The organism is Leucobacter insecticola (assembly GCF_011382965.1).
Classification (GTDB): Bacteria; Actinomycetota; Actinomycetes; order Actinomycetales; family Microbacteriaceae; genus Leucobacter; species Leucobacter insecticola.
In genome coordinates, this window is sequence record NZ_CP049934.1 from 570082 (window position 1) to 592678 (window position 22597).

Annotated in this window: 25 protein-coding genes and 1 pseudogene; 18 read left to right on the top strand and 8 right to left on the bottom strand. The window is 60.8% G+C overall.

All coding sequences use genetic code 11. From position 1 onward, the window contains the following. Nucleotides 1-360 precede the first annotated feature (360 nt). Nucleotides 361-1788, bottom strand: coding sequence for a chromosomal replication initiator protein DnaA (dnaA, locus tag G7067_RS02665; RefSeq protein WP_166321766.1), 1428 nt, complete (start codon nucleotides 1786-1788; stop codon nucleotides 361-363). A gap of 418 nt (nucleotides 1789-2206) precedes the next feature. Between dnaA and rpmH the strand changes: the two genes are divergently transcribed. From rpmH to G7067_RS02705, 8 genes are all read left to right on the top strand, one after another. Beyond that, nucleotides 2207-2344: a 50S ribosomal protein L34 gene (gene rpmH / locus G7067_RS02670; protein WP_010155609.1), complete on the top strand. Its 138-nt coding sequence runs from the start codon at nucleotides 2207-2209 to the stop codon at nucleotides 2342-2344. 69 nt (nucleotides 2345-2413) lie between these two features. Next, complete coding sequence (gene rnpA / locus G7067_RS02675; RefSeq protein ID WP_244301212.1) at nucleotides 2414-2713, top strand: ribonuclease P protein component; 300 nt, start codon at nucleotides 2414-2416, stop codon at nucleotides 2711-2713. 53 nt (nucleotides 2714-2766) lie between these two features. Further along, nucleotides 2767-3018, top strand: coding sequence for a membrane protein insertion efficiency factor YidD (gene yidD, locus G7067_RS02680; protein ID WP_244301316.1), 252 nt, complete (start codon nucleotides 2767-2769; stop codon nucleotides 3016-3018). A gap of 4 nt (nucleotides 3019-3022) precedes the next feature. Next, nucleotides 3023-3964, top strand: coding sequence for a membrane protein insertase YidC (gene yidC / locus G7067_RS02685; RefSeq protein WP_166321772.1), 942 nt, complete (start codon nucleotides 3023-3025; stop codon nucleotides 3962-3964). Nucleotides 3965-3968: 4 nt separating this feature from the next. Next, on the top strand, nucleotides 3969-4472 hold the full coding sequence (locus G7067_RS02690) for a Jag family protein (RefSeq protein WP_166321774.1): 504 nt from the start codon (nucleotides 3969-3971) through the stop codon (nucleotides 4470-4472). Between the two features lie 10 nt (nucleotides 4473-4482). Beyond that, the gene (gene rsmG, locus G7067_RS02695) at nucleotides 4483-5127 is read left to right on the top strand and encodes a 16S rRNA (guanine(527)-N(7))-methyltransferase RsmG (protein ID WP_244301213.1); all 645 of its coding nucleotides are present in this window, start codon (nucleotides 4483-4485) and stop codon (nucleotides 5125-5127) included. Next, the gene (locus G7067_RS02700) at nucleotides 5120-6034 is read left to right on the top strand and encodes a ParA family protein (RefSeq protein WP_166321778.1); all 915 of its coding nucleotides are present in this window, start codon (nucleotides 5120-5122) and stop codon (nucleotides 6032-6034) included. The genes rsmG and G7067_RS02700 overlap by 8 nt, the downstream gene beginning before the upstream one ends. A 3-nt stretch (nucleotides 6035-6037) precedes the next feature. After that, nucleotides 6038-7060: a ParB/RepB/Spo0J family partition protein gene (locus G7067_RS02705; RefSeq protein WP_166321780.1), complete on the top strand. Its 1023-nt coding sequence runs from the start codon at nucleotides 6038-6040 to the stop codon at nucleotides 7058-7060. 51 nt (nucleotides 7061-7111) lie between these two features. Here the strand turns inward: G7067_RS02705 and G7067_RS02710 are convergent, their stop codons facing one another. The 4 genes from G7067_RS02710 to G7067_RS02725 all read right to left on the bottom strand — a co-directional run bounded on the left by G7067_RS02710 (nucleotide 7112) and on the right by G7067_RS02725 (nucleotide 11504). Further along, nucleotides 7112-7675, bottom strand: a complete 564-nt coding sequence (locus tag G7067_RS02710; RefSeq protein WP_166321782.1) for a GNAT family N-acetyltransferase — start codon at nucleotides 7673-7675, stop codon at nucleotides 7112-7114. 189 nt (nucleotides 7676-7864) lie between these two features. Next, nucleotides 7865-8188, bottom strand: coding sequence for a thioredoxin (gene trxA, locus G7067_RS02715; protein WP_166321784.1), 324 nt, complete (start codon nucleotides 8186-8188; stop codon nucleotides 7865-7867). A gap of 35 nt (nucleotides 8189-8223) precedes the next feature. Beyond that, complete coding sequence (gene trxB / locus G7067_RS02720; protein WP_166321786.1) at nucleotides 8224-9177, bottom strand: thioredoxin-disulfide reductase; 954 nt, start codon at nucleotides 9175-9177, stop codon at nucleotides 8224-8226. A gap of 89 nt (nucleotides 9178-9266) precedes the next feature. Further along, nucleotides 9267-11504, bottom strand: a complete 2238-nt coding sequence (locus tag G7067_RS02725) for a DUF6049 family protein (protein ID WP_166321788.1) — start codon at nucleotides 11502-11504, stop codon at nucleotides 9267-9269. 53 nt (nucleotides 11505-11557) lie between these two features. Here G7067_RS02725 and G7067_RS02730 point away from each other — a divergent pair, with 53 nt between their 5' ends. The 3 genes from G7067_RS02730 (at nucleotide 11558) to G7067_RS02740 (ending at nucleotide 14950) form a co-directional block, all read left to right on the top strand. Then, the gene (locus tag G7067_RS02730; RefSeq protein ID WP_166321790.1) at nucleotides 11558-12991 is read left to right on the top strand and encodes a CCA tRNA nucleotidyltransferase; all 1434 of its coding nucleotides are present in this window, start codon (nucleotides 11558-11560) and stop codon (nucleotides 12989-12991) included. 7 nt (nucleotides 12992-12998) lie between these two features. Further along, nucleotides 12999-13805 carry a PIG-L family deacetylase gene (locus G7067_RS02735; protein WP_244301214.1) on the top strand — a complete coding sequence of 269 codons (807 nt, stop codon included), beginning with the start codon at nucleotides 12999-13001 and terminating at the stop codon, nucleotides 13803-13805. Between the two features lie 83 nt (nucleotides 13806-13888). Beyond that, nucleotides 13889-14950: an inositol-3-phosphate synthase gene (locus G7067_RS02740; RefSeq protein ID WP_166321794.1), complete on the top strand. Its 1062-nt coding sequence runs from the start codon at nucleotides 13889-13891 to the stop codon at nucleotides 14948-14950. An 88-nt stretch (nucleotides 14951-15038) separates the two neighbouring features. Here the strand turns inward: G7067_RS02740 and G7067_RS02745 are convergent, their stop codons facing one another. After that, nucleotides 15039-16241 carry a glycosyltransferase gene (locus tag G7067_RS02745; protein WP_166321796.1) on the bottom strand — a complete coding sequence of 401 codons (1203 nt, stop codon included), beginning with the start codon at nucleotides 16239-16241 and terminating at the stop codon, nucleotides 15039-15041. A 165-nt stretch (nucleotides 16242-16406) separates the two neighbouring features. On the opposite strand from G7067_RS02745, the gene rpsF reads away from it, so the two are divergent. The 7 genes and pseudogenes from rpsF to G7067_RS02780 all read left to right on the top strand — a co-directional run bounded on the left by rpsF (nucleotide 16407) and on the right by G7067_RS02780 (nucleotide 20989). After that, entirely contained in the window at nucleotides 16407-16769 is a 363-nt protein-coding gene (gene rpsF, locus G7067_RS02750) for a 30S ribosomal protein S6 (protein ID WP_166321798.1), read from the top strand. A 3-nt stretch (nucleotides 16770-16772) separates the two neighbouring features. Then, nucleotides 16773-17324 carry a single-stranded DNA-binding protein gene (gene ssb / locus G7067_RS02755; protein ID WP_166321800.1) on the top strand — a complete coding sequence of 184 codons (552 nt, stop codon included), beginning with the start codon at nucleotides 16773-16775 and terminating at the stop codon, nucleotides 17322-17324. 62 nt (nucleotides 17325-17386) lie between these two features. Continuing rightward, nucleotides 17387-17647: a 30S ribosomal protein S18 gene (gene rpsR / locus G7067_RS02760; protein WP_166321802.1), complete on the top strand. Its 261-nt coding sequence runs from the start codon at nucleotides 17387-17389 to the stop codon at nucleotides 17645-17647. Nucleotides 17648-17660: 13 nt separating this feature from the next. Then, entirely contained in the window at nucleotides 17661-18110 is a 450-nt protein-coding gene (rplI, locus tag G7067_RS02765; protein ID WP_166321804.1) for a 50S ribosomal protein L9, read from the top strand. Between the two features lie 473 nt (nucleotides 18111-18583). Continuing rightward, a pseudogene (gene dnaB, locus G7067_RS02770) lies at nucleotides 18584-19959 on the top strand (replicative DNA helicase). A 176-nt stretch (nucleotides 19960-20135) separates the two neighbouring features. Beyond that, the gene (locus G7067_RS02775) at nucleotides 20136-20699 is read left to right on the top strand and encodes a hypothetical protein (RefSeq protein WP_166321806.1); all 564 of its coding nucleotides are present in this window, start codon (nucleotides 20136-20138) and stop codon (nucleotides 20697-20699) included. Next, nucleotides 20696-20989, top strand: a complete 294-nt coding sequence (locus G7067_RS02780) for an ABC transporter ATP-binding protein (protein ID WP_166321808.1) — start codon at nucleotides 20696-20698, stop codon at nucleotides 20987-20989. Before G7067_RS02775 ends, G7067_RS02780 begins: the two co-directional genes overlap by 4 nt. 130 nt (nucleotides 20990-21119) lie before the next feature. Here G7067_RS02780 and G7067_RS02785 read toward each other — a convergent pair whose 3' ends face one another. After that, nucleotides 21120-21521: a hypothetical protein gene (locus tag G7067_RS02785; protein WP_166321810.1), complete on the bottom strand. Its 402-nt coding sequence runs from the start codon at nucleotides 21519-21521 to the stop codon at nucleotides 21120-21122. A gap of 111 nt (nucleotides 21522-21632) precedes the next feature. Beyond that, entirely contained in the window at nucleotides 21633-22481 is an 849-nt protein-coding gene (locus G7067_RS02790; RefSeq protein ID WP_166321812.1) for an LssY C-terminal domain-containing protein, read from the bottom strand. Nucleotides 22482-22597: the final 116 nt, after the last annotated feature.

Below are 22597 nucleotides of genomic sequence, written 5' to 3' on the forward strand. Positions count from 1 at the left end.
AGTTCGCACTGAGGGTGCGTGACAATCTTTGCATACTCCCACGGGGTGGAGCATCCGTGTCATTCTTTTCGGGCACAGAAGACCACTTCCCCACAGCGTGATCGAGTGCCCATTAAAGAGAAGAGAACTGTTAACAGTGTTAACAGTTGTGGAAACTGTGGATAACTCGCTACTTCCCAGCAATCTGTAGAGAACTACATCTTTGTGAGTTGTTGGGGCGTGGTGGATGACTCACAATCCCCGGAATGATGCAGATCAGTGTGGGTCGAGCTGATTCCACAGCGGGTGACTATTCGTCCACAGATTTCAACGACTTGTCCCCAGTTATCCACAGACGGGGTGTGATGTGTGGATGATGGGCTACCGGGTTCCCTGTTTGATCCGGGTTGTGAGTTCGGTTACCTGGTTATAGATTGACCTGCGCTCAGTGATGAGCTGAGTGATTTTTTTGTGGGCATACATCACTGTTGTGTGGTCTCGTCCGCCAAATAGCTGTCCGATCTTTGGAAGCGAGAGTGGCGTAAGTTCACGACACAAGTACATTGCGATCTGCCGTGCGGTCGCGATTTGTTGAGTGCGGGAAGCACCGTGAAGCTCATCCACCGAGAGATCGAAATACTCCGCGGTGCGGCTAATGATGTCAGTCGGCTGCACTTCGTTATCCGCATCGAGGGTGATGAGATCTTTCAAGACGGTCTGTACCAACTGCATGTCGATACGCTGCTGATTCAAACTTGCATAGGCCGTTACCCGAATGAGCGTGCCCTCGAGCTCACGAATATTTGAAGAAAACTTGCTCGCAATAAACTCAAGAATGCTGTGGTCGATTTCGAGATTTTCGCGCTGCGCCTTCTTGCGCAGAATAGCGATTCGGGTTTCGAGATCCGGAACCTGGATATCGGTCAGAAGACCCCACTCAAACCGTGAGAGCATTCGATCTTCAAAGCCTCGAAGCTGCTTGGGCTGCACATCGCTGGTAATGACGACCTGTTTGTTGTGATCGTGCAGGGTGTTGAAGGTGTGAAAAAACGCTTCCTGGGTCTCAACCTTGTCTTCCAAAAACTGGATGTCATCAACGAGCAAGATGTCGACGCTGCGGTAACGCGCGTGGAATGCCGCACCTTGGTTGTTCGCAATTGAGTTAATGAAATCATTCGTGAAGTCCTCGGAACTCACATAGCGAACGCGCACATCCGGGAAAAGTTCACGTGCGTAGTGGCCGATCGCATGCAGGAGGTGAGTCTTCCCCAGGCCCGAATCACCGTAGATGAAGAGTGGGTTGTAGGCGCGTGCGGGTGCTTCAGCGACAGCGACGGCAGCCGCGTGGGCAAAACGATTTGATTGTCCGATGACGAAACTGTCGAATCGGTACTTCTCGTTTAGCTGGCTGTCGACTGGCTGATCGTCGGCGCCGTGCCTGCGGCGAGGTTCGGTGAGCGGGCGCTGCGGTTCAGAGACCGCTTGTTGCGGTGGCGAGAGTTCAACGGTGCCTGCATCGGGCTCGGGATCAATGGCCGGGTGTGCATCCTCATCAACAATTACAATGAAATTCTCAATGCCGCGCGCATCTGGGATCTGCGCAACGGCGGCCATTATCGCGGGTCTCAGGCGGTTTTCGAGTAGTTTCAGTGTGAATTCAAGCTGAACCGCGAGATATAGAGTGCCACCAGCGAGGCCGCGGGGAACAGCAAGAGCCAATTGAGCGCCGACTGCGGGACCAACGGCGGGGTCGCTCATCACCGCTTGGGTAACTTGCGCCCATACATCTTGTAATTCTTGCTCAGTCACACTGCACCCTGTGTCGTCTGTAAGGCTAGTTCGGTATCCATGTTATCCCCGATGTTATCCCCGTGGTTATCCACAAGAGCACAAGGCGGAATCCCCGCAAACACGGGAATCTGGCCAAGCCGGAGATCATCTGCGCCCACGCTAGCCACAGAATTGTCCACAGGCAAGTCTTGTGGGCCAATCACGCGAAGAGAATTCGAAGAAAACAAGGAACTTTGACGCACAGCGGCTTTGCGCGTAGACTCAATACCTTGTATGGGCGATAGGCCTGGTGCTTTGGTGCCAGAAAGCGCAAGACGTTGAATAACTGGAGATCAAAACTTCAGTATTCGTTGTTTGGTGCCGCATGTCGCCTACATCCGACTTCCTTGAGGACGCTGAGCTTCAGGGATCTGTTCCATAAGTCACGGAGTTTTTCATGAGCAAGCGCACTTTCCAGCCCAACAATCGTCGTCGTGCAAAGGTACACGGTTTCCGTGCGCGTATGCGTACTCGTGCAGGTCGCGCCATCGTCGCAGCTCGTCGCGGCAAGGGCCGCTCGAAGCTCACCGCGTAATCCCGATCCCGGACGAACATGCCGGCTCGGCGAAATCGAGTGACCCGGGGTGAAGACTACCGGTACGTAATGCGTTCCGGACGCCGCGTGGGTGGTGCCTTGTGCATCACCCACGCGGTTTTCCACGTTTCGGACCATCCAGCTCGCTTTGGTTACATCGTTTCGAAGGCCGTGGGAAACGCGGTCGTGCGTAATCGCGTGCGGCGTCGACTCAAGGCGATCACCGAGGGACATATCAACGCTGGATTCTCAGGTGCAGATATCGTTTTTCGTGCTCTACCGGCCAGTGCGGCGGCAACGTTTTTGGATCTCGATAAAGAAGTCTCACGCGCCCTTGCTAAGCTCCAGTCGGAAAGTGTTCGAGCATGAGAACACTTCTCCTTGAACTTTGGATTCTCCCTCGCAATCTCGCTATTGCCCTCATGCAGGGTTATCGCCGGATCATCTCCCCGCTGTACGGTGAGGTGTGCAGGTATTATCCATCCTGCTCCAGGTATTCTTTGGAGGCATACCAACAACGCGGTTTTGTCGCTGGACTGGTTTTGACCGTCTGGCGTCTTCTGCGGTGTAATCCCTTTAGTTCGGGAGGCATCGATGATGTTCCTCCCGGGCTCCGGTCTTATCTCGTGATAAATTCTCGGGGTTTTATCAGACCCACCCAGCGAAAGGCCTAACCCGGTGGATTTTTTCGAGACAGTACTATGGCCCCTGCGGTGGCTCGTCGAGGTCGTCCTTGCTGTGTGGCACCAGGTATTCACCTGGATGGGCATGGACCCCGCCGGCGGCCTCACTTGGCTACTGTCAATCATCGGCCTGGTGGTGGTGGTGCGTTCAGCGCTGATCCCCGTCACGGTGCGACAGATCCGTTCGCAACGACGCATGATGGATCTTGCCCCCGATATCAAGAAGGTGCAAGACAAGTACAAGGGCAAGAAGGATCAGTTCTCGCGTGAGGCCATGAGCCGCGAGACGATGGCTCTGTACAAGAAACACGGGACAAACCCGTTCTCCTCGTGCTTGCCCATACTCATTCAGATGCCAATCTTTTTCTCGCTCTTCTATGTGCTGCGCCATGCTGCAGATAACAGGCCGGGAATTGGCCTCATGAATGCGGATCTCACGTCGAGCTTCAACAAGGCGGATCTATTTGGTGCGCCGTTGAAGATGACCTTTACCCAGGGTTGGGAGCAAGGCAACTGGGTCATCGTCACCATGCTCGGCATCATTATGGTGTTGATGATCGCATCACAGTTCTTCACGCAGCTCCAGATCATGTCAAAGAACGTTTCGGACGAAACGAAGAACTCGCCGATGTACCGTCAGCAGCGGATCCTGCTCTACATCATCCCCTTTGCTTTCTTGTTCTCAGGCGTCGCCTTCCCGCTCGCGCTGAACATCTACTGGTTCACTTCTAACCTGTGGACGATGGGGCAGCAGTTCATTGTCATCCGGAGCATGCCGACCCCGGGTAGTGAGGCGTGGCGTGCTCGCCAGGCACGTCTGAAAGCAAAGGGCAAGCTAAGCGTTGAAGAACTCGAGATCGAAGAGAAGCGCGCGGCTGACCAGGGACAGCGACAGCAACCCATGAGTGCTAAGCGCGCAAAGAAGAAGGGTAAGTGACCCGATGAACACTGAACAAAACGCCATGTCCCGAGCAAACGAGGAGCTCAGCCTAGCTGATCTTGAGGCTGACGGTGATCTTGCAGCTGACTACATCGAAGGCTTGCTCGATATCGCGGATCTCGATGGCGACATCGACATTGACGTTGCGAATGGCCGCGCCTATGTCTCCGTTACCGGAGGGGATGAAGAGCTCGATCGGCTTGCCGGTGGTGACACGGTGCAAGCGCTTCAGGATCTCACCCGGCTTGCTGTGCAGGCAAAGACGGGCCGTTTCTCGCGACTGATCATTGATATTGGCGGCTCTCGTAGTGCTCGTGAGAACGAACTGAAGCGCATGGTTGATGCGGCTATTGCGCAGATAGCAGCGGGTCGCGAGCAGGTTGAACTCGAACCGATGTCTTCTTATGAGCGCAAGCTGGTCCACGATGACGTTGCCGAGCGCGGATACTTCTCTGAGTCACGCGGTGAGGGCCGGGATCGTCGCCTGGTTATCAGAAGCGCCTGATTCGTTTCACGTGAAACACGTAGAGTTCGAGACCGAACCGGCCGCAGCCGTCGATTTGGCGGGCGACCGTATTAAGGTGCTGCGCGAGTTCACCACCGATCTTGCTGCGCGAGGAGAAGAGCTTGGGCTCATTGGCCCCCTCGAGCTCCCCCGCTTATGGACCCGGCATGTGCTGAACAGTGCCGTACTCGCGCCGCTGATCCAGTCTGATGCGCGCGTCGCCGACATTGGCACCGGTGGCGGTATGCCCGGACTTGTGCTTGCGATTGTTCGCCCTGACGCCCACTTTCTACTGGTTGAACCCATGGAGCGGCGCTGCATCTGGCTCAATGAGCAGATCGAGCGGCTCGGGTTGAGCAATGCCGAGGTGCGGCGAGGGCGTGCTGAGGAATTCCACGGTGCCTTTGAGGTGGATCAGATTACCGCCCGAGCGGTTACGGCGCTCCGAAAGCTTGTTCCTCTCACGGCACCCCTTGTCAAGGACGGCGGCGAAATGCTGTTCTTGAAGGGTGCGGCGATTGAGAACGAGATTGACGCCGCTGAAAAGGTTTTGCGCAAGTACCGGCTTCGAGATATCACTATTGAAGAGCTCGGTAAGGGTCAACTCGCGGAAACGACGCGCGTTTTTCGGGCTAGGCTTGGGAGTCATGGCTGAAGCTGAGAAATCACTCGTTGGCGATCACCTCGTCGACAAGATTAGGCGACGCCGGAGGCTTGCGGAAACGGTCTCCCCGCTCCCCCAGAAGACCCGTGTCATCACGGTTTCTAACCAAAAGGGCGGCGTCGGAAAGACCACCACTACCGTGAACCTCGCGTCGGCGCTTGCGCGACGCGGTGCGAACGTGCTCGTCATCGACCTTGATCCACAGGGCAATGCTTCCACGGCACTCGGCGTGCATCACCGTCCAGAGGTGACGAGTGTCTATGACGTTTTGCTCGGGGATAGCGAACTGGCTGACGCACTGCAAGTGTCGAGTGACCACGAGAATCTCCTCTGTGTGCCATCCACTATCAACCTTGCGGGCGCTGAGATCGAGCTTGTTTCACTCGTTGCCCGTGAACAGCGCCTTCGCACGGCCGTTGAAACCTTCCTGCGTGAATCAGAGCGCGATTACCACTACGTTTTCATCGACTGCCCGCCATCTTTGGGACTGCTCACCGTAAATGCTTTTGTCGCCGCCGACGAGGTGCTGATCCCGATCCAGTGCGAGTACTACGCGCTTGAAGGCTTGAGTCAGTTGCTTGGCAATATTCAACTCATCCAGAAGCACCTGAATCCCAGCCTCCGTGTCTCAACGATTCTGCTCACCATGTACGATGCCCGCACGAACCTCGCGCAAGAGGTTGCTGGCGAGGTGCGCGCCCACTTCCCGAAGGAAGTGTTGAATGCTGTTGTTCCGCGCTCCGTGCGAATCTCGGAGGCCCCGAGCTATGGTCAGACGGTGCACGCCTACGACGGCGCCTCGATCGGCGCCTTGGCCTACCTTGAAGCCGCGGCTGAAATGGCCGAACGTGGTGCGGACGGTAGCAAGAATGATCCTGTGAACGACGGAGGAGCGTAGGCGATGGCGACGAAAAAACGAGGCGGACTCGGGCGCGGCATCGGCGCGCTGATCCCCCAGGCGCCAGCATCCGGCGAGCGCCCTGTCGACGTGTTCTTTCCAGCGAATGGCACAGGATCGGCGGCAGCTATGGCTGCAGCCGCCGAAAGCGAGGCGGCTTCAGCGGTGTCTGATACGGAAGAGACGCCCAAGGGCGAGGCCCTACGCGAGGTTCCTGGCGCTCAGCTCACGCGCTTGGATGTCAGCGATATTGTGCCGAACCGGCTGCAGCCGCGCACCGAGTTTGACGAGGAAGCGCTCGACGAGCTGACGCACAGCGTGCGTGAGTTCGGTGTGTTCCAGCCGATCGTGGTGCGCGCAATTGACAACGCGCCAGCGAAAGGCCCGCACTACGAACTCATTATGGGTGAGCGGAGGCTTCGCGCCTCAAAGCGTGCGGGTCTTGAGACGATCCCCGCTATCGTTCGCAGCACGGCGGACGAGCATATGCTTCGCGACGCGCTGCTCGAAAACCTGCACCGCGCACAGCTGAACCCGCTCGAAGAGGCGTCCGCTTATCAGCAATTGCTTGCGGACTTCGGCATCACGCAGGATCAGCTCGCCACCCGTATCGGCCGTTCGCGGCCCCAGATCTCAAATACGATCCGCCTGCTCAAGCTCCCGGAGACCGTGCAGGCGCGGGTCGCCGCGGGTGTACTCTCTGCGGGGCACGCGCGCGCGATCCTGTCGCTTGACGGTGATGCACAAGCGATGCAGCGTCTTGCCGACAAGATTGTGAACGAGGGGCTTTCGGTACGGGCGGCCGAGGCCGTTGCCGGCGAAGAGCCGAAGCGAAAGATCCCGAAGCCGCGTGCGGGTGGGGTGCAGGCGCAGCTCGGAGAGATCTCAGATCGTCTGGGGGATCGCTTTGACACCCGTGTCGCCGTGAAGCTTGGGGCGAAGAAAGGCCAGATCATCATCGACTTCGCGACGATCGCTGACCTGAAGCGGATCTTGTCTGAGCTGGGCGACCCCGGGTTCAGCTAAAGCGCAACCTCCGCTGGGAGACATACAGAGCGCTTGATGGATCGTGCGGGATCACCCGTTCAAGACGGGCCAGGGTCGCGGCTCACGGTCATCGACCGCGAGTAGCCCTGCGATCCAGCCGTCAAAACGCTTACCTCTTTGAGGCAAGCCGCGGCGCAGGTGACCCTCATAGCGGAAGCCGAGCGCGCGAGCACTGTAGGCCGAGGGAACGTTGCCGGCGTATGCACGCCATTCGATGCGTTCAAGCTCTCCGCCGTGTGCCGCGAAGCCCCAGTCAAGGACGGCGCGGCCCGCTTCCGCGAACAGGCCTTGGCCCCGCGCAGTAGGGGAAACCCAGTAGCCGATCTCCGCGGCACCGGGTTCTTGCCGAATGAGGCCGATCATGCCACACAGCACACCTGCGTGGCGGATCGCCCATGTGTGCTCCTCGCCGGACTCCCAGGCCTGAGTTACATGCTCAACGAAACCAACGGCGTGCTCGCGCTTGTAGGGAGCAGGCACCGTTGTCCAGCGTTGAATGCTGGGGTCCTGGCAAGCCTCGAAGATGGCGGGGACGTCGTCAAGGGTGGGCGCCGTGAGTATGGTTCGTGCTGTGTGCAACTCAATGGCGGGCATGCTCACAGTGTATTCCGGTGTCCCGTGCGCTCACGCGCAACGGGCGCGCTGTTGGCCGTATACACAAGTGGTGGGGCACGACCACAGTCATGCCCCACCACTTGCTGCGCGGACTAGTGCCGCGTGTCGCAAATTCGCCTCACATCTCCCGGAGCACCGTATCTGCAAAGCTACCTGCGACACACGACACTAGATGATCCCGTTAAGGTGCTCCTCAATCATCTGCTTCGGCATCGCGCCGATGATCTCGCGAACCTCTTCGCCGCCCTTGAACACCTTCATCGCGGGGATTGAGGTGATGCGGTACTGAGCCGACAGGTTCGGGTTCTCGTCGACGTTCAGCTTTGCGATGATGATCTTGCCGTCGTGTTCCGCGGCAATCTGATCGAGTACCGGGGCGACCATGCGGCACGGACCGCACCACTCGGCCCAAAAGTCGACCAGCACCGGAATTTCACTCTTCAGTACGACCTCGTCGAACGTCGCCTCGGTGACAATAACTGCCGTGCTCATAATTCGTCTCCCTTGTAATTTCTTGATGGTCTGCGTTACACCGCTGCCGCTGCTGTGGCCTCTTGCTGGTCACGTGCGGCGATGTAGTGTTCCGCGTCGAGCGCGGCAACGGTACCCGATCCCGCCGCGGTGATTGCTTGGCGGTAACTCGGATCAATGACGTCTCCGGCGGCAAAGACACCGGGTACCGAGGTGCGTGAGCTTCGGCCCTCGACCGCGATCGTTCCCTCGCTCGTAAGCTCCAGCTTGCCGTGCACGAGATGGGTCCGCGGATCATTCCCGATTGCAATGAAGAGGCCGTCAAGCGCGAGCTCGCGCTCGGTGCCGTCAACCGTGCTCTGCAGGGTGACACCGGTGACCTGGCTCTCGCCGTGGATCGCGGAGATACCGGAGTTCCAGATGAACTCGATCTTCGGGTTATCGAAGGCGCGCTGCTGCATGATCTTCGATGCCTTCAGCTCGTCACGGCGGTGAATAACGTAGACCTTGTCTGCGAAACGGGTGAGGAACGTCGCCTCCTCCATTGCGGAGTCTCCCCCGCCAACCACCGCGATCGTCTTCTCGCGGAAGAAGAAGCCGTCGCAGGTGGCACACCAGGATACGCCGTGTCCCGAGAGGCGATCCTCGTCCGCGAGACCGAGCTTGCGATAGGCGGAGCCGGTCGCATAGATCACAGCGTGTGCCTCGTGGACGGTGCCGTCGCTCGAAGTGACCCGCTTGATGTCTCCGGAGAAGTCAACCTCGGTGATGTCGTCGTACACAATTTCGGTGTCGAAGCGCTCGGCCTGTTCCTGCATTTTCTGCATCAGGTCTGGGCCCTGGATCCCCTCGGGGAAGCCCGGGAAATTCTCGACCTCGGTGGTGTTCATCAGCTCGCCGCCGATGGCCACGGAGCTCGCGAACAGCAGGGGCTTCAGCCCAGCACGCGCTGCATAAATGGCTGCGGTAAAGCCCGCCGGGCCGGACCCGATGATGATGATCTGGTGCATGAGACTCCTCGCACGCATTGCGGTAACGTCGCGGCCTTCGCCGCTCCAGGGACTACAACCCATCCTAGGGTTTCGCTATTCCCGTGACCTCACTCACCGCTGACGGCGTGCCTACGCCTGCGCACACTGCGCCAAATGCCGAAGCTCAGGAGAAGCGCTGCGAGAACGCCGAGGGTCCAGAGTGCGATTGATTCGATCACGCTGCTGATTGAGATCGCGAGGGTACCGGTGAACACGGTGACTTGATCATCAGCAGATGAGATGGTCACCACCAGGCCAGACTCTCCCGATGACACGCGGCTGCGCACGGGCACAAGAAGCCGCTCATTGCCATCTGCTCTCACGGAGACGTTGGAGAACGTGGGCTCGGAAACGCTGAGCGCTGCCGAGGCGGGTACGACTTGCACCTTCACGAGCGCCTCGAAGGGAAGGGAGTTGCGCAACTGCACAGGGACGCGTGTCGACACCCCAACGAGCTGCGTTCTCTGGGTGCTGATGGCCTCCACCCCCCGCATCAACTCAGTATCACGCTTCTTGAAGTCCGCTGCGACGCTCGCAAAGTCGGTGTCGGGTGCAGCGTAGCGGGTCGCAAACAGCTCAAGCAGGCGGGTGCGCTGATAGCCGGTGAGGTATTCGGGGTGCACCAGGATCGCCCCGACCTCGTCAACCGAGTCTTCACGACCGGCCGCCGTACGCAGCAGCTCCCGGCGATCTTCGAGTGTTTCAGCGCTTTTGAGCACGGCGGGCGCTGTCGGGAGATCCGTCTGTGAGCTCGGGGAGACCCAGCTCAGGGTTGCGAGTGCCTCAAGCATCTGTTCGGGATTTTCTGAGTCCGCCGTTGCACCCCGGTCAAGGCCGATAATGATGCCGGGAGAATTATTCTGTGCGGCGAGGGCGAGTCTGGATGCCGCGGTCGCGAGCGCTGCCGCTTTCTCCGTGTCGGTGGGGGCCGTGAGAGCTGCGCGTGTGGCCTCGCCAAGACCCGCGTCGGTGATGAGAGCCGAGGTGTCGGAGAGCGTGGTGCGTGGCGTGTCTTCCTGCCACACATTTTCTGAATCGAGCACGACAGTGGTAATCCCGCTCGTGCGGAGCAGCGCCAGAGTGGCCGCATCGACGGCCCCCTCCGCGGGCCAAGCCGTGGCGGTGCCCTTCGGCCAGCTCAACAGCTCACGAAGCTTTGGCAGTGTGCTGGAGCTGTCCGATGGTACGTCGCTGTCGGGAAGTCCGTCTGCGGCGCTTGCAGGGTTGTCCGCGTCAGCGGCCTGTTCGGGATCTGCGTCGATCTCCGCGCCGGGGATGGTGGTCTCTGGTGCGCTGGGCTCTTCCTCGGTGTCGAGTGCGGGGAACTCCCCCAGACGCGACGCGAAATCGAGGCTTGTGGGTTCAAGCAGCTTCGGAAAACCGAGCGCTGCCTGCGCGGCGGGATCCGCATCGGCGAACTGCAGCAGGAAACTCTGCAGGGAGCTTGACTCGAGCCGAGTGAGGAATCTCCTCGCTTCCTCGGGCGCATTCTCGCCGTATGCCCTGATGCTCGCAATGATGCGTGGATCAATCGCGAGCGTCGCCCGCTGCGCAGTGGCGGTGACCAACAAGCGGTTCAGCCCGGGGACCACGTCTTTCAGCTGATCCGGAGTCGGCAGCGTATCGATATCCGAGGGCAACACGAGCGGGACAATCACGCTGACGTTCACCTTCGCACCCGCGGTTCCCTGCCACACCACCGGAGTGCTTGAGCTGATCAGTTCGTCGGTGGCAGGGTGATCTGGGGTTCTTGATGCGGCGGGCTCCTCGGGTTCGTCTTCGGGCACGAACGTTGCGTGGAGTTGATAGACACCGGGCTCTGAGAGCGCGGTGAGCGGCATATCTGCGCGACGCACGGTGAAGTCCACGGTTTGTGCGTCTCGGGACTTCGTCTCTCTGAGCTCACTCTCGGCGAGCAGGTGCCGGGCACTCGGATCCTCGCTACCGAGTTCTGCGAGCGTTTTGGTTCGCTGCTGATCGATTTCGAGCCTCAGGGTGCCTGCGGGAACGGGTGAATCGCTCGGATTACGAACGAGAATGCTCACCGAATACTCTGTCCCGGTGTCCTCGAACAGCGGGTCCTCGGGTGCAACCACCAGCTCGGGTACTTGCTCTTCCACCGCGGCCGGTTCGTCGACGTCTGACTGCGTGGTGTCCGGATCCACCACATCGGTCTCATTCGTGGGGTCTTCGGCGCGAGCGACGGCCGAAGCTCCGGGCGCGGCACACACCAAGAGCATCAGCGCGAGCACCGCCGCGGCGAAACTGCGCAAGCCTCGGCCGTGTGCGGGGTGCGGGGAATCCATGTTCTCAGTCTATGGAGTGCGTTCGACCCGCAAGCTTTGAGTACGCTTGAGGAATGCCCTCCCTCGCTGAATCAATGGACGCGCTGCGCACAATTGCGGAGTCTCGCGCCGTCGCCACGTTGGCGAAAACCTTCCATGCAGCCGGGCACGAGTTCGCCCTGGTGGGCGGGCCGGTCCGAGATGCGTTGCTTGGCCGTGAGGTCACCGACCTAGATTTCACGACCTCTGCTCGCCCCGACGAAACCCGCGCGATCCTTGACGGAATTTCAAAGAATGTGTGGGACCTGGGGCGAGACTTCGGTACGATCGCCGCGAAGGTGTACGGCGAAACGGTCGAGATCACGACCTACCGCGCGGAGATATATCGGGACGATTCCCGAAAACCAGAGGTGACCTACGGCGACACGATCGAGGACGATCTGGTGCGGCGTGACTTCACCATGAACGCGCTCGCGCTGATGTTGCCAGAGCTCAGGCTTGTTGATGTGTCTGGAGGGGTTGAAGATCTGCTCGCGGGCCGGATCCGCACCCCAGGATCCCCCGAATCCTCGTTCACTGATGATCCGCTCAGGATGCTGCGCGCGGCCCGTTTTGCATCGCAGCTCGGCTTTGAAGTTGTGGCCGACACTCAGGCGGCGATGGTGGAATTCGCTCCGCGCTTGGAGATCATCTCCGCCGAGCGAATCCGTGATGAGTTCGTAAAGCTGATGGCCGCGGACGATCCTGTGCCCGGCATTCGTCTGCTCGTCGACACCGGGCTCGCGGATCAGTTCTTGCCCGAGCTTCCCGCGCTCAAGGCGACGCAGGATGATCACGGGCGCCACAAAGACGTCTATGAGCACAGCCTTACGGTGCTGCGGCAGGCGATTGAGCTGGAGAATGAGCGGCGCCCAGAGGGTGTCGATCCCGAGCCCGACACGGTGCTGCGGATCGCTTCGCTATTGCACGACATCGGGAAGCCAGCTACCAGGCGATTTGAGCGGGGCGGTGTCACCTTCCACCACCATGATGTGGTGGGGGCAAAGCTCGCGAAGAAGCGGCTGCGTGAACTGCGCTTCGACAATGACAGCGTGAAACGAGTCGCCAGACTTATCGAGCTGCACCTGCGTTTCTTTGGCTACAGCGATCAGCAGTGGAGTGATTCGGCGGTGCGTCGCTACGTGCGCGACGCGGGCGAGGAGCTTGCGCGACTGCATATTCTGACGCGCGCCGATGTCACCACGCGTAACCGGCGAAAGGCCGAGCGGCTGGAGCACGCCTACGACGATATTGAGCACCGCATCGTCGAACTCTCGGAGGCAGAGGAACTGGCCGCGGTGCGACCGGAGCTCGATGGTGAACAGATAATGGCGCTGCTCGGGATCCCACCCGGTCCGCTCGTGGGTAAGGCATACAAGTACCTGCTTGAGCTGCGTCTTGATGAGGGCATAATCGGGGCGGATGCTGCGGAGGCAAGATTGCGAGCGTGGTATGCCGAGCAGGGATGAGGATCCGGTGAGCGAGCATCAGAGCAGGGTTCAGGCGACGTGGTTTGGCGGGGTGCCCCGCGTCATGTTTGTGCATGCCCATCCCGATGACGAGACGATTTCTTCAGGTGGCACGCTCGCCGCCCTGTCTGAGGCAGGCTTGGAGCCGCTTTTGGTGACGCTCACCCGCGGCGAGCAGGGTGAGGTGACGCCTGGCCCCTTCGCGGCACTGCAGGGAACAGAGGATCTTGCGCCACACCGTCAGAACGAGCTTGCAACCGCGCTTGCGATGCTCGGTGTCGAACGGCATGTCTTTCTCGGAGTTCCTCCGGCACGAGCCGAGGGACTTCCCCCAACGATCTACGAGGATTCGGGGATGGTGTGGGGGGCCGATGGCCGGGCCACGGCCGCCCCTGATTCGAGCGCCGACGCACTGACACGGGTGCCCGTGGCCGAGGCATTGAACGATCTGATTGCGGCTGCCGCGACTGCTGGTGCGGGAGCCATTGTGAGCTATGACGATGACGGTGGCTACGGTCACCCGGATCACGTGTTTGCGCATCGTCTCGCGCGCGCGGTGGCGCACGGGCTCGAGATTCCCTTTTGGGTGATCGTCACAGGAGCGGACGGTGAGGATCCTGACTCCCTAGATCAGGCTCGCGATGATTCCGCGATAGAGCGTCACGATGTATCCCCCTGGTTCGATCGCAAGGTTGCTGCCCTCAGGGCCCACGGCACCCAGCTCAGTGTCGACGGCGAAGAGATCGTGCACGTCGGCGGTCAACGGCAGCCCATTGATCGGTTCGAAGTTTTCCGAAGGATGCCGCAGCTGTAGTCGTTGGTGCGTTCTCTCCAACGCGAAAGAGATAAGATCGCATGATGGACGCACGCTGCGTCACGATCTAAGGAATTGGTGCGATGACTGTGAAAGTTGCCCTGGCGGGTATTGGCAATTGCGTGAGTTCGTTGGTGCAGGGCGTCGAATATTATCGTGGCGCCGCCGACGATGACCAAGTTCCCGGCCTCATGCACGTCCGCCTCGGTGGGTATCACGTGTCAGATCTAGAGTTCGTCGCAGCGTTTGAGGTTGACGCCGAGAAAGTCGGCCTCGACCTTGGTGAGGCGATCTGGGCGGGGCACAACAACACCGTGAAGTTCTCGGATGTGCCCCTGCTCGGCACCACCGTGCTGCGCGGGCCGACTCTCGACGGTCTTGGAGAGTACTACCAGGACGCGGTCGAGGAATCGACGGCGACACCCGTCGACGTGGCACAGGTGCTGCGTGACTCGGGAGCCGAAGTGCTTGCGTGCTACCTGCCGGTGGGCAGCGACGAAGCCGTCAAGTTTTACGCGCAGGCCGCGCTCGATGCCGGAATCGCGTTTGTGAACGCGGTGCCCGTGTTTGTGGCGAGCGATCCGGAGTGGGCGGCGAAGTTCGTGGCGGCGGGGCTCCCGATCGTTGGTGACGACATCAAGAGCCAGGTTGGTGCGACGATCACCCACCGCGTGCTGGCGCGGCTGATGGAGAGCCGCGGCATCGCGCTCGATCACACCTACCAGCTGAACGTCGGCGGCAACATGGATTTCAAGAACATGCTGGAGCGCAAGCGGCTCAAGTCGAAGAAGATCTCCAAGACCCAGGCGGTTACCTCCAATATCTCCGCGAATCTCGGACCCGACGATGTGCACATCGGCCCGAGCGATCACGTCCCGTGGCTTGAGGATCGCAAGTTCGCGTTTGTGCGCCTTGAGGGTCGCGGCTTCGGAGACGTTCCGGTGAGCCTGGAGTACAAGCTTGAGGTGTGGGACTCCCCCAACTCCGCGGGCACCATGATCGATGCGATCCGCACGGCGAAGGTCGCGCTGGATCGCGGCCTTGCGGGACCGGTGGAAGCCGCATCGGCCTACTTCATGAAGTCCCCGCCCGTGCAGAAGCCGGATCACACCGCCCGCGAGGAGCTCGAGGCCTTCCTCGGATAGTCCCGCCCTACCGCCGGTTGAGCGAACGAAGTGAGTCGAAACCAAACTGACGGTTCCCGTGATTTCGACTCTTCGCTTTGCTCATCGCTCAATCGGCGGAGCGCCGAAGCCCCGCATACACCCGCTCCAGGTGAGCCGCGTGCGCCGCCCAGTTGTGGCGCACGCTGTACTCCCGGGCGGAGGCGCCGAGCGCTTTCCGCCGCGCAGGGTCCCGCAGCAGATCCCGCATCGCCGCTGCCCACTCCGCTGGATCTCGCCCGCTCACTTGCACGCCGGAAACTCCTGCCGGCGCCGCCTCGAGCAGTCCGGTGTGCGCCCCCACAATCGTCGGCACGCCGCTCGCCCCGGCCTCGAGGGCAACGAGCCCGAAGGTTTCCGAGTGCGACGGCACCACCACGAGCGCGCTTGAGGCGAGCAGTTCGGCTGCGTGTGCGCGATCCTGAGCCGGCAAGAATCTCACCCGAGTTGAGATCCCGAGATCCCGCGCGAGATCCCGCAGCTCCAACGCATAGGCCTCGGATCCGGGCGTCGGCTCCCCCGCGATCACCAACTCGCAGCGCGCCCAGAGCTCGGGATCCCGCTCCGCCAGTGCGGCCGCGGCGCGCACGGCGAGTTCCTGACCCTTGAGTGGCTGCACACGACCGAGAACCGTGAGGCGCAGCAGCTCCGTATCGGTATCCGCGGGCAGCGGCCGGAACAGCTCGGTGTTGACGCCCGGGTGGATGACCGCTGAACCGAGTTTCGGCGTGCCATAGCCCGCAATGATTCCCTCGAGCTCGCTGCGACTGCCAGCGATGACGAAGGACTGGTGGGCGAGTGCGCGCTCCCCCGCGAGGCGCAAGTCCGGCTCCGGGGTGTCGCCCGCGGCGAGTCGAGCGTTTTTCTGCGCGGCCACCGTGTGGAGCGTGGTGGCGGGCCTCACGCCGCTCGCCGCTGCAAGCGGGCCGGCCGCGATCCCGCTCAGCCAGTAGTGAGCGTGGACGGCATCGAAGGCGCCGAAGCGCATGATCGCGCTGGAAAAATCGGGCAGGATCGCCGGCAGTTGCTCCTTACGCAGCTCGGGATCCCCTGCGGCCACCACCGCGAGCCGCGCATCCCGTTGCGCACCGGGTGTTAGCGGGTACTCCCCCGCCGCTAGTACACCTGTGGCGCGCGTGAATACCGTCACGTCGTGCCCGCGCTCGGCGAGCGCACGGGCGGCCTTCAATACCACCACGTTCATGCCACCGGCGTCGCCGCTGCCGGGCACGGCCGAGGGCGAGGTGTGCACCGACACGAGCGCGATTCGCATGCCCCTACTGTAAAGGAGATTCGGGTGTTCCAAGGCCCGCTGAAGTGCTAGTATGGACAAGTTGTCTGCCTGTAGAGCGATCTGCCCTGCGGCTGGCACGTTGCACAAACACCCTCCTGCCACAGAAATCCTGTGGCCGTGAAGTCCGAAGGAGGTGGGTCAGTAATGCATCCGTACGAACTCATGGTGATCCTCGATCCGGGTATCGACGAGCGCACTGTCGCCCCCAGCATCGAGAAGTTCCTCGGTGTCATCACCAAAGCTGGTGGCACTGTCGAGAGCACCGACATCTGGGGCAAGCGCCGTCTCGCTTACGAGATCAACAAGCACACCGAAGGTATCTACGTTGTAGTGAACTTCACCGCATCGCACGAGGCAACGACCGAGCTCGATCGCCAGCTGGGTCTTTCCGAGGCCGTGCTCCGCACGAAGGTGCTCCGCGCTGACGAGCTGCTCGCGCAGCGCGCCGCACAGTCCAAGCGCGATCAGGCTAAGGCCGCCCGCGCTGCCGCGAAGCAGGGCGCGTAGCTCATGGCCGGCGAGCCGCTGATCACGGTGGTCGGTAACCTTGTTGCCGATCCTGAGCCTCGCGTTAGCCAGGCAGGAAAGTCTTGGGTGACCTTCCGTATTGCCTCGACGCCGCGCGTGCGCGATCGTCAGTCGGGTGACTGGTCTGACGGTGAGGCCCTGTGGCTCGGTTGCCGCGCGTATGGCGAGTACGCCGACAACATCGCCGCATCCCTCACCAAGGGAACGCGTGTGATTGTTCAGGGCCGTCTTACCCAGCGCAGCTACACCGACAATCAGGGGCAGCAGCGCACCTCTCTTGACCTTGAGGTCGAGGAGATTGGGCCGTCGCTCCGTTTCGCTACCGCGCAGATCACTCGTGGTCACTCACGCGGCCAGGTTGGTGGCTTCGGTGCCGCCGGCGGCTCAGGTGGCGGTCAGCCCGCCGGCCAGAGCAGCTGGGGTCAGCCCGCAGCTCCCGCGGCCGCGCAACAAGATAGCCCGTGGGCCAACTCAGGTCAGGGCGATTCGGGCGGCAACTTCGGTGGCGGCTTCGACGACGAGCAACCCTTCTAAAGCAGTTTTCTTAGACCGTGCTTCCGGGCACCTAAGAATCATTCACGAAAAGAGTCCATAACATGGCAGGCAAGTCCAGCGGCGCAGCCCGCAAGCCGGGCCGCGGCAAGAACGCAAAGGTTGTCGCACCCCCGAAGAAGCAGACCGTCGGCGTCATCGATTACAAAGATGTCGCGACACTGCGCAAGTTCATCTCTGAGCGTGGAAAGATCCGCGCCCGCCGTATCACCGGTGTGTCCGTCCAGGAGCAGCGTCTGATCGCCAAGGCAGTGAAGAACGCCCGCGAGATGGCACTCCTCCCCTACGCCGGCTCCGGCCGCTGAGGAGTAGAGAAACATGGCTAAGGTAATTCTTACTCACGAGGTCCAGGGCCTCGGATCCGCCGGCGACGTTGTTGACGTCAAGACCGGCTACGCACGTAACTACCTTGTTCCTCAGGGTTTCGGGGTGCACTGGACCCGCGGTGGCGAGGCTCAGGTTGCGCAGCTGCGTGCAGCACGCGAAGCTCGTGCGCTCGCTTCGGTCGAAGACGCGCAGGCGTTGAAGGCAAAGCTGCAGGAGAACAAGATTCGCCTGCAGGCGAAGACCGGCACCGGCGGAAGGCTCTTCGGCTCGGTGAAGCCCGCAGCGATTGCGGCAGCGGTTTCCGCGGCTGGACTCGGCGAGATCGACAAGCGTAAGATCACGCTTCCTTCGATCAAGACGACCGGCGAGTACCAGGCAATCGTGCACCTGCACGAGGGCGTTGACGCCACGGTCACGCTCCAGGTGATTTCGCAGCGCTAGACGCGAGCACCGAACGCCCGGTGGGGTGAAGAATCTTCGGATTCTTTCACCTCTCACCGGGCGTTTTTGCGCATTCTGCGCGCCTCAATGGGCGTAAACGGCGCGTGAATGAGCGGGGTCTTGAGGTTCCGAGTTTCGATTTGACAAACGCCGGAAACGGGGTTGGTTGTCCACATGTCGCGATTACTCGCAAACCTCAAGCTCTACCTTAAACTTGAATAACTTTGCTTTTGTGAAATACTGAAATGCCTGATCCGGTAGATAAAAAGCACCAAAATTGGATTTTCTTCCACAGCTTGTCCCCAGGCCTGTGGAGAAGATGTGGCTCAAAGCGTCAAGTTTTGCACTTAGTTATCCACAGCCCCTCAAGGGTGGCATTTTGCGCTTCGTGAGGGTGCACATACCGTGAATGTCGGTGGTCCGGTATCTGATGGATTCGTAACAGGCAAACACCGTAACGAAGGAGCAAACGAGTGTCGATCGCGCACTTGGGGATCCCCGATCCATTTGTGGAGAGCAACACACGCGGCAATGAGCGGACCCCTCCATACGATCTGCTCGCCGAGCAGAGTGCGCTCGGCGGAATGCTGCTCTCAAAAGACGCTGTTGCCGATGTCACCGGTCTCGTTAAGGGTGTTGACTTTTATGTACCCAAGCACGAGGTCATCTACGAAGCCGTGCTCGCGCTCTACTCCCGGGGCGAGCCGACCGATGTCATCACGGTCACCGACGAACTCACGAAGTCCGGTGACCTGCAGCGCGCTGGCGGCGCTGAATACCTGCACACCGTCACCAGCATTGTTCCCACCGCAGCAAACGCGAGCTTCTATGCAGAGATCGTTGCCGAGAAGGCACTGCTGAGGCGCCTCGTTGAGGCCGGTACTCGCATTGTGCAGATGGGTTACGCGGGTGAGGGCGAAGCCATTGACCTCGTCAACGTCGCCCAGTCAGAGATTTACGGGGTCACGGGGAGAACCAGGGAGAAGACTACGTTCCACTCTCCCTCGCGGTCGACGCCGCTCTTGAAGAGATCAACAAGGCCAACAGTGCAACTGGCGGCATGCTGGGGGTACCAACCGGGTTCAGCGAACTTGACGCGATGACCAACGGCTTCGCGGGTGGCCAGATGATCATCATCGCGGCCAGGCCGGCAATGGGTAAGTCGACGCTTGCGCTTGACGTCGCCCGTAACGCCTCTGTGCACGCGGGTGCAACCACCGTCTTCTTCTCGCTCGAGATGGGCCGCGCCGAGATCGCGATGCGTTTGCTCGCTGCAGAGGCTACGATCCCCATGCAGACGCTGCGCAAGGGAGCCCTCGACAACCGCGACTTTCAGAAGCTCGCGGCAACCCAGGCGCGGATCGCCGAAGCCCCGCTCTTCATCGACGATAGCCCCAACCTCACCCTCGTTGAGATCCGCGCAAAGTGCCGTCGACTGAAGCAGCAGCACGGCCTCAAAATGGTCGTTATCGACTACCTCCAGCTCCTCTCCAGCGGCAAAAAGTCTGAGAGCCGACAGCAAGAGGTCAGTGAGTTTTCGCGGGCGCTCAAGCTGCTTTCGAAAGAGATCGACGTGCCTGTCATCGCGCTTTCACAGCTCAACCGTGCGTCGGAGCAGCGCGCTGACAAGATGCCCGCTATCTCAGACCTCCGCGAATCCGGCTCGCTTGAGCAGGACGCCGACATGGTGATCCTGCTGCACCGGGAAGCCGTGGCAGATCGCGACAGCCCGCGGGCTGGCGAAGCAGACTTTATCCTCGCGAAGCAGCGTAACGGTCCCACTGGCACCGTCACCGTCGCCTTCCAGGGCCACTACTCCCGCTTCCAAGACATGCCCCAGGGCGTCTGAATCTATGGCGCATCCCGCAAGCGTAGATGCGCCGGGCTGCGCCACTCGTGGGGCCTGCGTGCGTAGGTGCGGGCTCCCCATGTCGTACCTTTGCAGGTCTGAATGCACAGAAGCCAATGCGGGTGGTTCTCGGATTCGGGCACGGTAGACTGTGCGGAGTTCAAGAGAGGGGCGACATGGCTGCTAATGATGTAACAGCTGAACGTACCCCGAACCCGATAGCTCACGCGCGCGCGATCCGCCTGATCCGTATCGCCGTGCTCTTCATCGCGGGCGTTGCGATTGCCTTCACAGCGCCCATGCACGAGCAACTCGGCTTCAATACCTTGATCACCGCGTTTACACTCGGGGCGGTCGGCGTCTCCCTCTTCATTGAGTGGTTTGCAATTCGGCCGCAATCAGGAAGCCCGGTCACTCTGCTACTCGCCGTGGTCGCGCTCATCGCTGCCGTCATCCTGCCGTTCACGGGCTCGATCATCGGCTTTGCGGTCACGGTCGCCTCGTGGGCACTCGCGAGCGCCTTGCTGGAGTTTGTCGGAGCGACGACGCGTGAGCGACGCGACGCGACGCTTCTCGGTGTCCTTGGGATCCTGCTCTCGATCCTGATTCTTCTAGTGCGTGAGGATCAGGTCGCGATCCTTGGCTTCTTCGGAGCTTACGCATTCATCGCCGCGGTGTTCCTTGGTATTTCAGCATTCGATTCACCCCAACCACGCAGTCCCGTAGAAAGCACACGATGAGCCAGCTTCCAGAGTCCGTACCCCACGATCCCGTGACGCCGTCGCGTAGGGATCGACTGCGCCCGCTCGAGCTGCTCGGGTTTTCCGGGGTCCTCGCAGTGTTTGCGGGCCTCATCGTGTTGATGGTCACAAAGGGCGATTGGATCCTCACCGCTTTTGCTGCAGGCATTGCCTTCATCGCGTGTGTGGTGGTGGTGGCGCTCCTCGGTCTCGGTGGCAAACCGAGCAAGGAAGACGACGAGGCCCGCAAAGATCTACAGCAGCCCGAAAACGGGAAGAACTGGCACTAGGGAACACGCCGCTACCCGCGATCGGTGAATCTCTCAACGAGAATGCACTATCTCGACGAGAAACCATCCTGCCGACGCACGGGAGTGCTTTGTCGTCGAGATAGTGCATTCTCGTGAGAGCCCGCCGCGGCTAGCTACGCTGGTCACGAGGGCGAGGGCGAGGGCGCCTCGCCCAAGCTCGCGCACCCTGGCTTGAGAGCGCAAGCATCACCAAAATGTCGAGCGCGAGCGTGAGGAGTGTTGTTCGCACGGTGATTTCTGCACCGCTCACAAAGTAGTCGACGGCCGCGATCGAGATACTGACCGTTGACCACAGCATCACGAGCAAACGGGCAACGTTGCTGCCGCGCCACAGCCAGCGTGCGAGCAACAGCAGAAACAGCGTCCATGCCGCGCCGAATCCGAGCAGGATCCAGAGCACGATCTGAGCGACCTCCAGATCCTCTTCAAGGTTGAGGTTTTCCAGTGTCTGTGGCCAGGTCCGTACGAATCCGATACTCCATATCACCGCAGCCACAGCGCGCAGCAGCACGAGCAGAGTGCCGCCGATGATGGGTGCAGGACGGGGCGCATCGGGGAGAGGACGGGATCCCGGCCGAGGATGGCGGTGGCCGGCTCGACCGCGGAGCGTTTGGCCCGGGAGTTAGTCATCCGCCACCCCCGTAATGCCGCGCAGATCAAGTATCGGGAGGGAGCCGTCGGTGCGGATCGTGTCACCACCGCCGTTTCTGGAGTGATACCCGGTCGAAAAGTCGATGAGGGTTTCCACAGTGATATCGGGATCGCTGGTGAGTACTGTCTGCACGACGTGGTCGCGCTCGATGTCGGTGTCTGCGTCGATCTTGTGCGTGATTTGTAGTGTGAAGAGCGATAACCCGACGGCGCGATCAAAGGTGCCGGCCGCGAGCCAGTCGACGCGTGCACCGCCCGGGAGCAGCCAGTCATCGGGTGTGCGCCAGAAGCGGACGTGGTGTCGCTTTGCGGGGTTCCCAGAGACCTCCTGCTGGTAGGCGAAATTCTGCATGTTGCCGAACAGAAAGAGCGGGCTCACCGGAGCCTCGTCGTAGCTGCGTCTGGTGAGTGTGGCCAGCACGATTCTCCAGGAGGAGCGTAGTGTCAGCTGATCAGCTTGGATCCACCCGGCGCGTTTCATGGCGGCGTGGAGCTGATCCTCGCTCCCCAACACCGCAATATTGATCGGATCACCCAGCAGCCCGTCGCTTGTGCGGGTTCTGCCGATGAAGTAGTTGGGCACGTATACGGTTGTGAGGATGCGGTGGAGACGAGGAAGCACCAGGTAGGCGAGGATCACCCAGAACACGACGAAGAACAGGATTCCGAACCAGCCGAACTGGAAGCTCTCGGTGAAAATGAGCCAGGCAAGCCACACCGCCGCCAGGCCCGCGTACACAAAGAAGAAGTGGTCGAAAAGGGCAGTCAGAGACGCGCGGCGGCGTGCCGGGGTGGCCGGTACCGTGTGCTTTGATCCCATGTTCACATCGTAGTCAGTGCCCCGCTGGTTGAGGGAGGCCCTAGGGCCGAGCGCCGTGCTGAGTGAGCGCAGCGAGTCGAAGTATCGAAACCAAGGGTGCAGTTTCCTTGGTTTCG

Coding starts and splice junctions, on each gene's coding strand:
- rpmH (WP_010155609.1), top strand. CDS start 2,207: ATGAGCAAGCGCACTTTCCAGCCCAACAATCGTCGTCGTGCAAAGGTA.
- rnpA (WP_244301212.1), top strand. CDS start 2,414: ATGCGTTCCGGACGCCGCGTGGGTGGTGCCTTGTGCATCACCCACGCG.
- yidD (WP_244301316.1), top strand. CDS start 2,767: ATGCAGGGTTATCGCCGGATCATCTCCCCGCTGTACGGTGAGGTGTGC.
- G7067_RS02690 (WP_166321774.1), top strand. CDS start 3,969: ATGAACACTGAACAAAACGCCATGTCCCGAGCAAACGAGGAGCTCAGC.
- G7067_RS02700 (WP_166321778.1), top strand. CDS start 5,120: ATGGCTGAAGCTGAGAAATCACTCGTTGGCGATCACCTCGTCGACAAG.
- G7067_RS02705 (WP_166321780.1), top strand. CDS start 6,038: ATGGCGACGAAAAAACGAGGCGGACTCGGGCGCGGCATCGGCGCGCTG.
- G7067_RS02710 (WP_166321782.1), bottom strand. CDS start 7,675: ATGCCCGCCATTGAGTTGCACACAGCACGAACCATACTCACGGCGCCC.
- trxA (WP_166321784.1), bottom strand. CDS start 8,188: ATGAGCACGGCAGTTATTGTCACCGAGGCGACGTTCGACGAGGTCGTA.
- trxB (WP_166321786.1), bottom strand. CDS start 9,177: ATGCACCAGATCATCATCATCGGGTCCGGCCCGGCGGGCTTTACCGCA.
- G7067_RS02725 (WP_166321788.1), bottom strand. CDS start 11,504: ATGGATTCCCCGCACCCCGCACACGGCCGAGGCTTGCGCAGTTTCGCC.
- G7067_RS02730 (WP_166321790.1), top strand. CDS start 11,558: ATGCCCTCCCTCGCTGAATCAATGGACGCGCTGCGCACAATTGCGGAG.
- G7067_RS02740 (WP_166321794.1), top strand. CDS start 13,889: ATGACTGTGAAAGTTGCCCTGGCGGGTATTGGCAATTGCGTGAGTTCG.
- G7067_RS02745 (WP_166321796.1), bottom strand. CDS start 16,241: ATGCGAATCGCGCTCGTGTCGGTGCACACCTCGCCCTCGGCCGTGCCC.
- rpsF (WP_166321798.1), top strand. CDS start 16,407: ATGCATCCGTACGAACTCATGGTGATCCTCGATCCGGGTATCGACGAG.
- ssb (WP_166321800.1), top strand. CDS start 16,773: ATGGCCGGCGAGCCGCTGATCACGGTGGTCGGTAACCTTGTTGCCGAT.
- rpsR (WP_166321802.1), top strand. CDS start 17,387: ATGGCAGGCAAGTCCAGCGGCGCAGCCCGCAAGCCGGGCCGCGGCAAG.
- rplI (WP_166321804.1), top strand. CDS start 17,661: ATGGCTAAGGTAATTCTTACTCACGAGGTCCAGGGCCTCGGATCCGCC.
- G7067_RS02775 (WP_166321806.1), top strand. CDS start 20,136: ATGGCTGCTAATGATGTAACAGCTGAACGTACCCCGAACCCGATAGCT.
- G7067_RS02780 (WP_166321808.1), top strand. CDS start 20,696: ATGAGCCAGCTTCCAGAGTCCGTACCCCACGATCCCGTGACGCCGTCG.
- G7067_RS02790 (WP_166321812.1), bottom strand. CDS start 22,481: ATGGGATCAAAGCACACGGTACCGGCCACCCCGGCACGCCGCCGCGCG.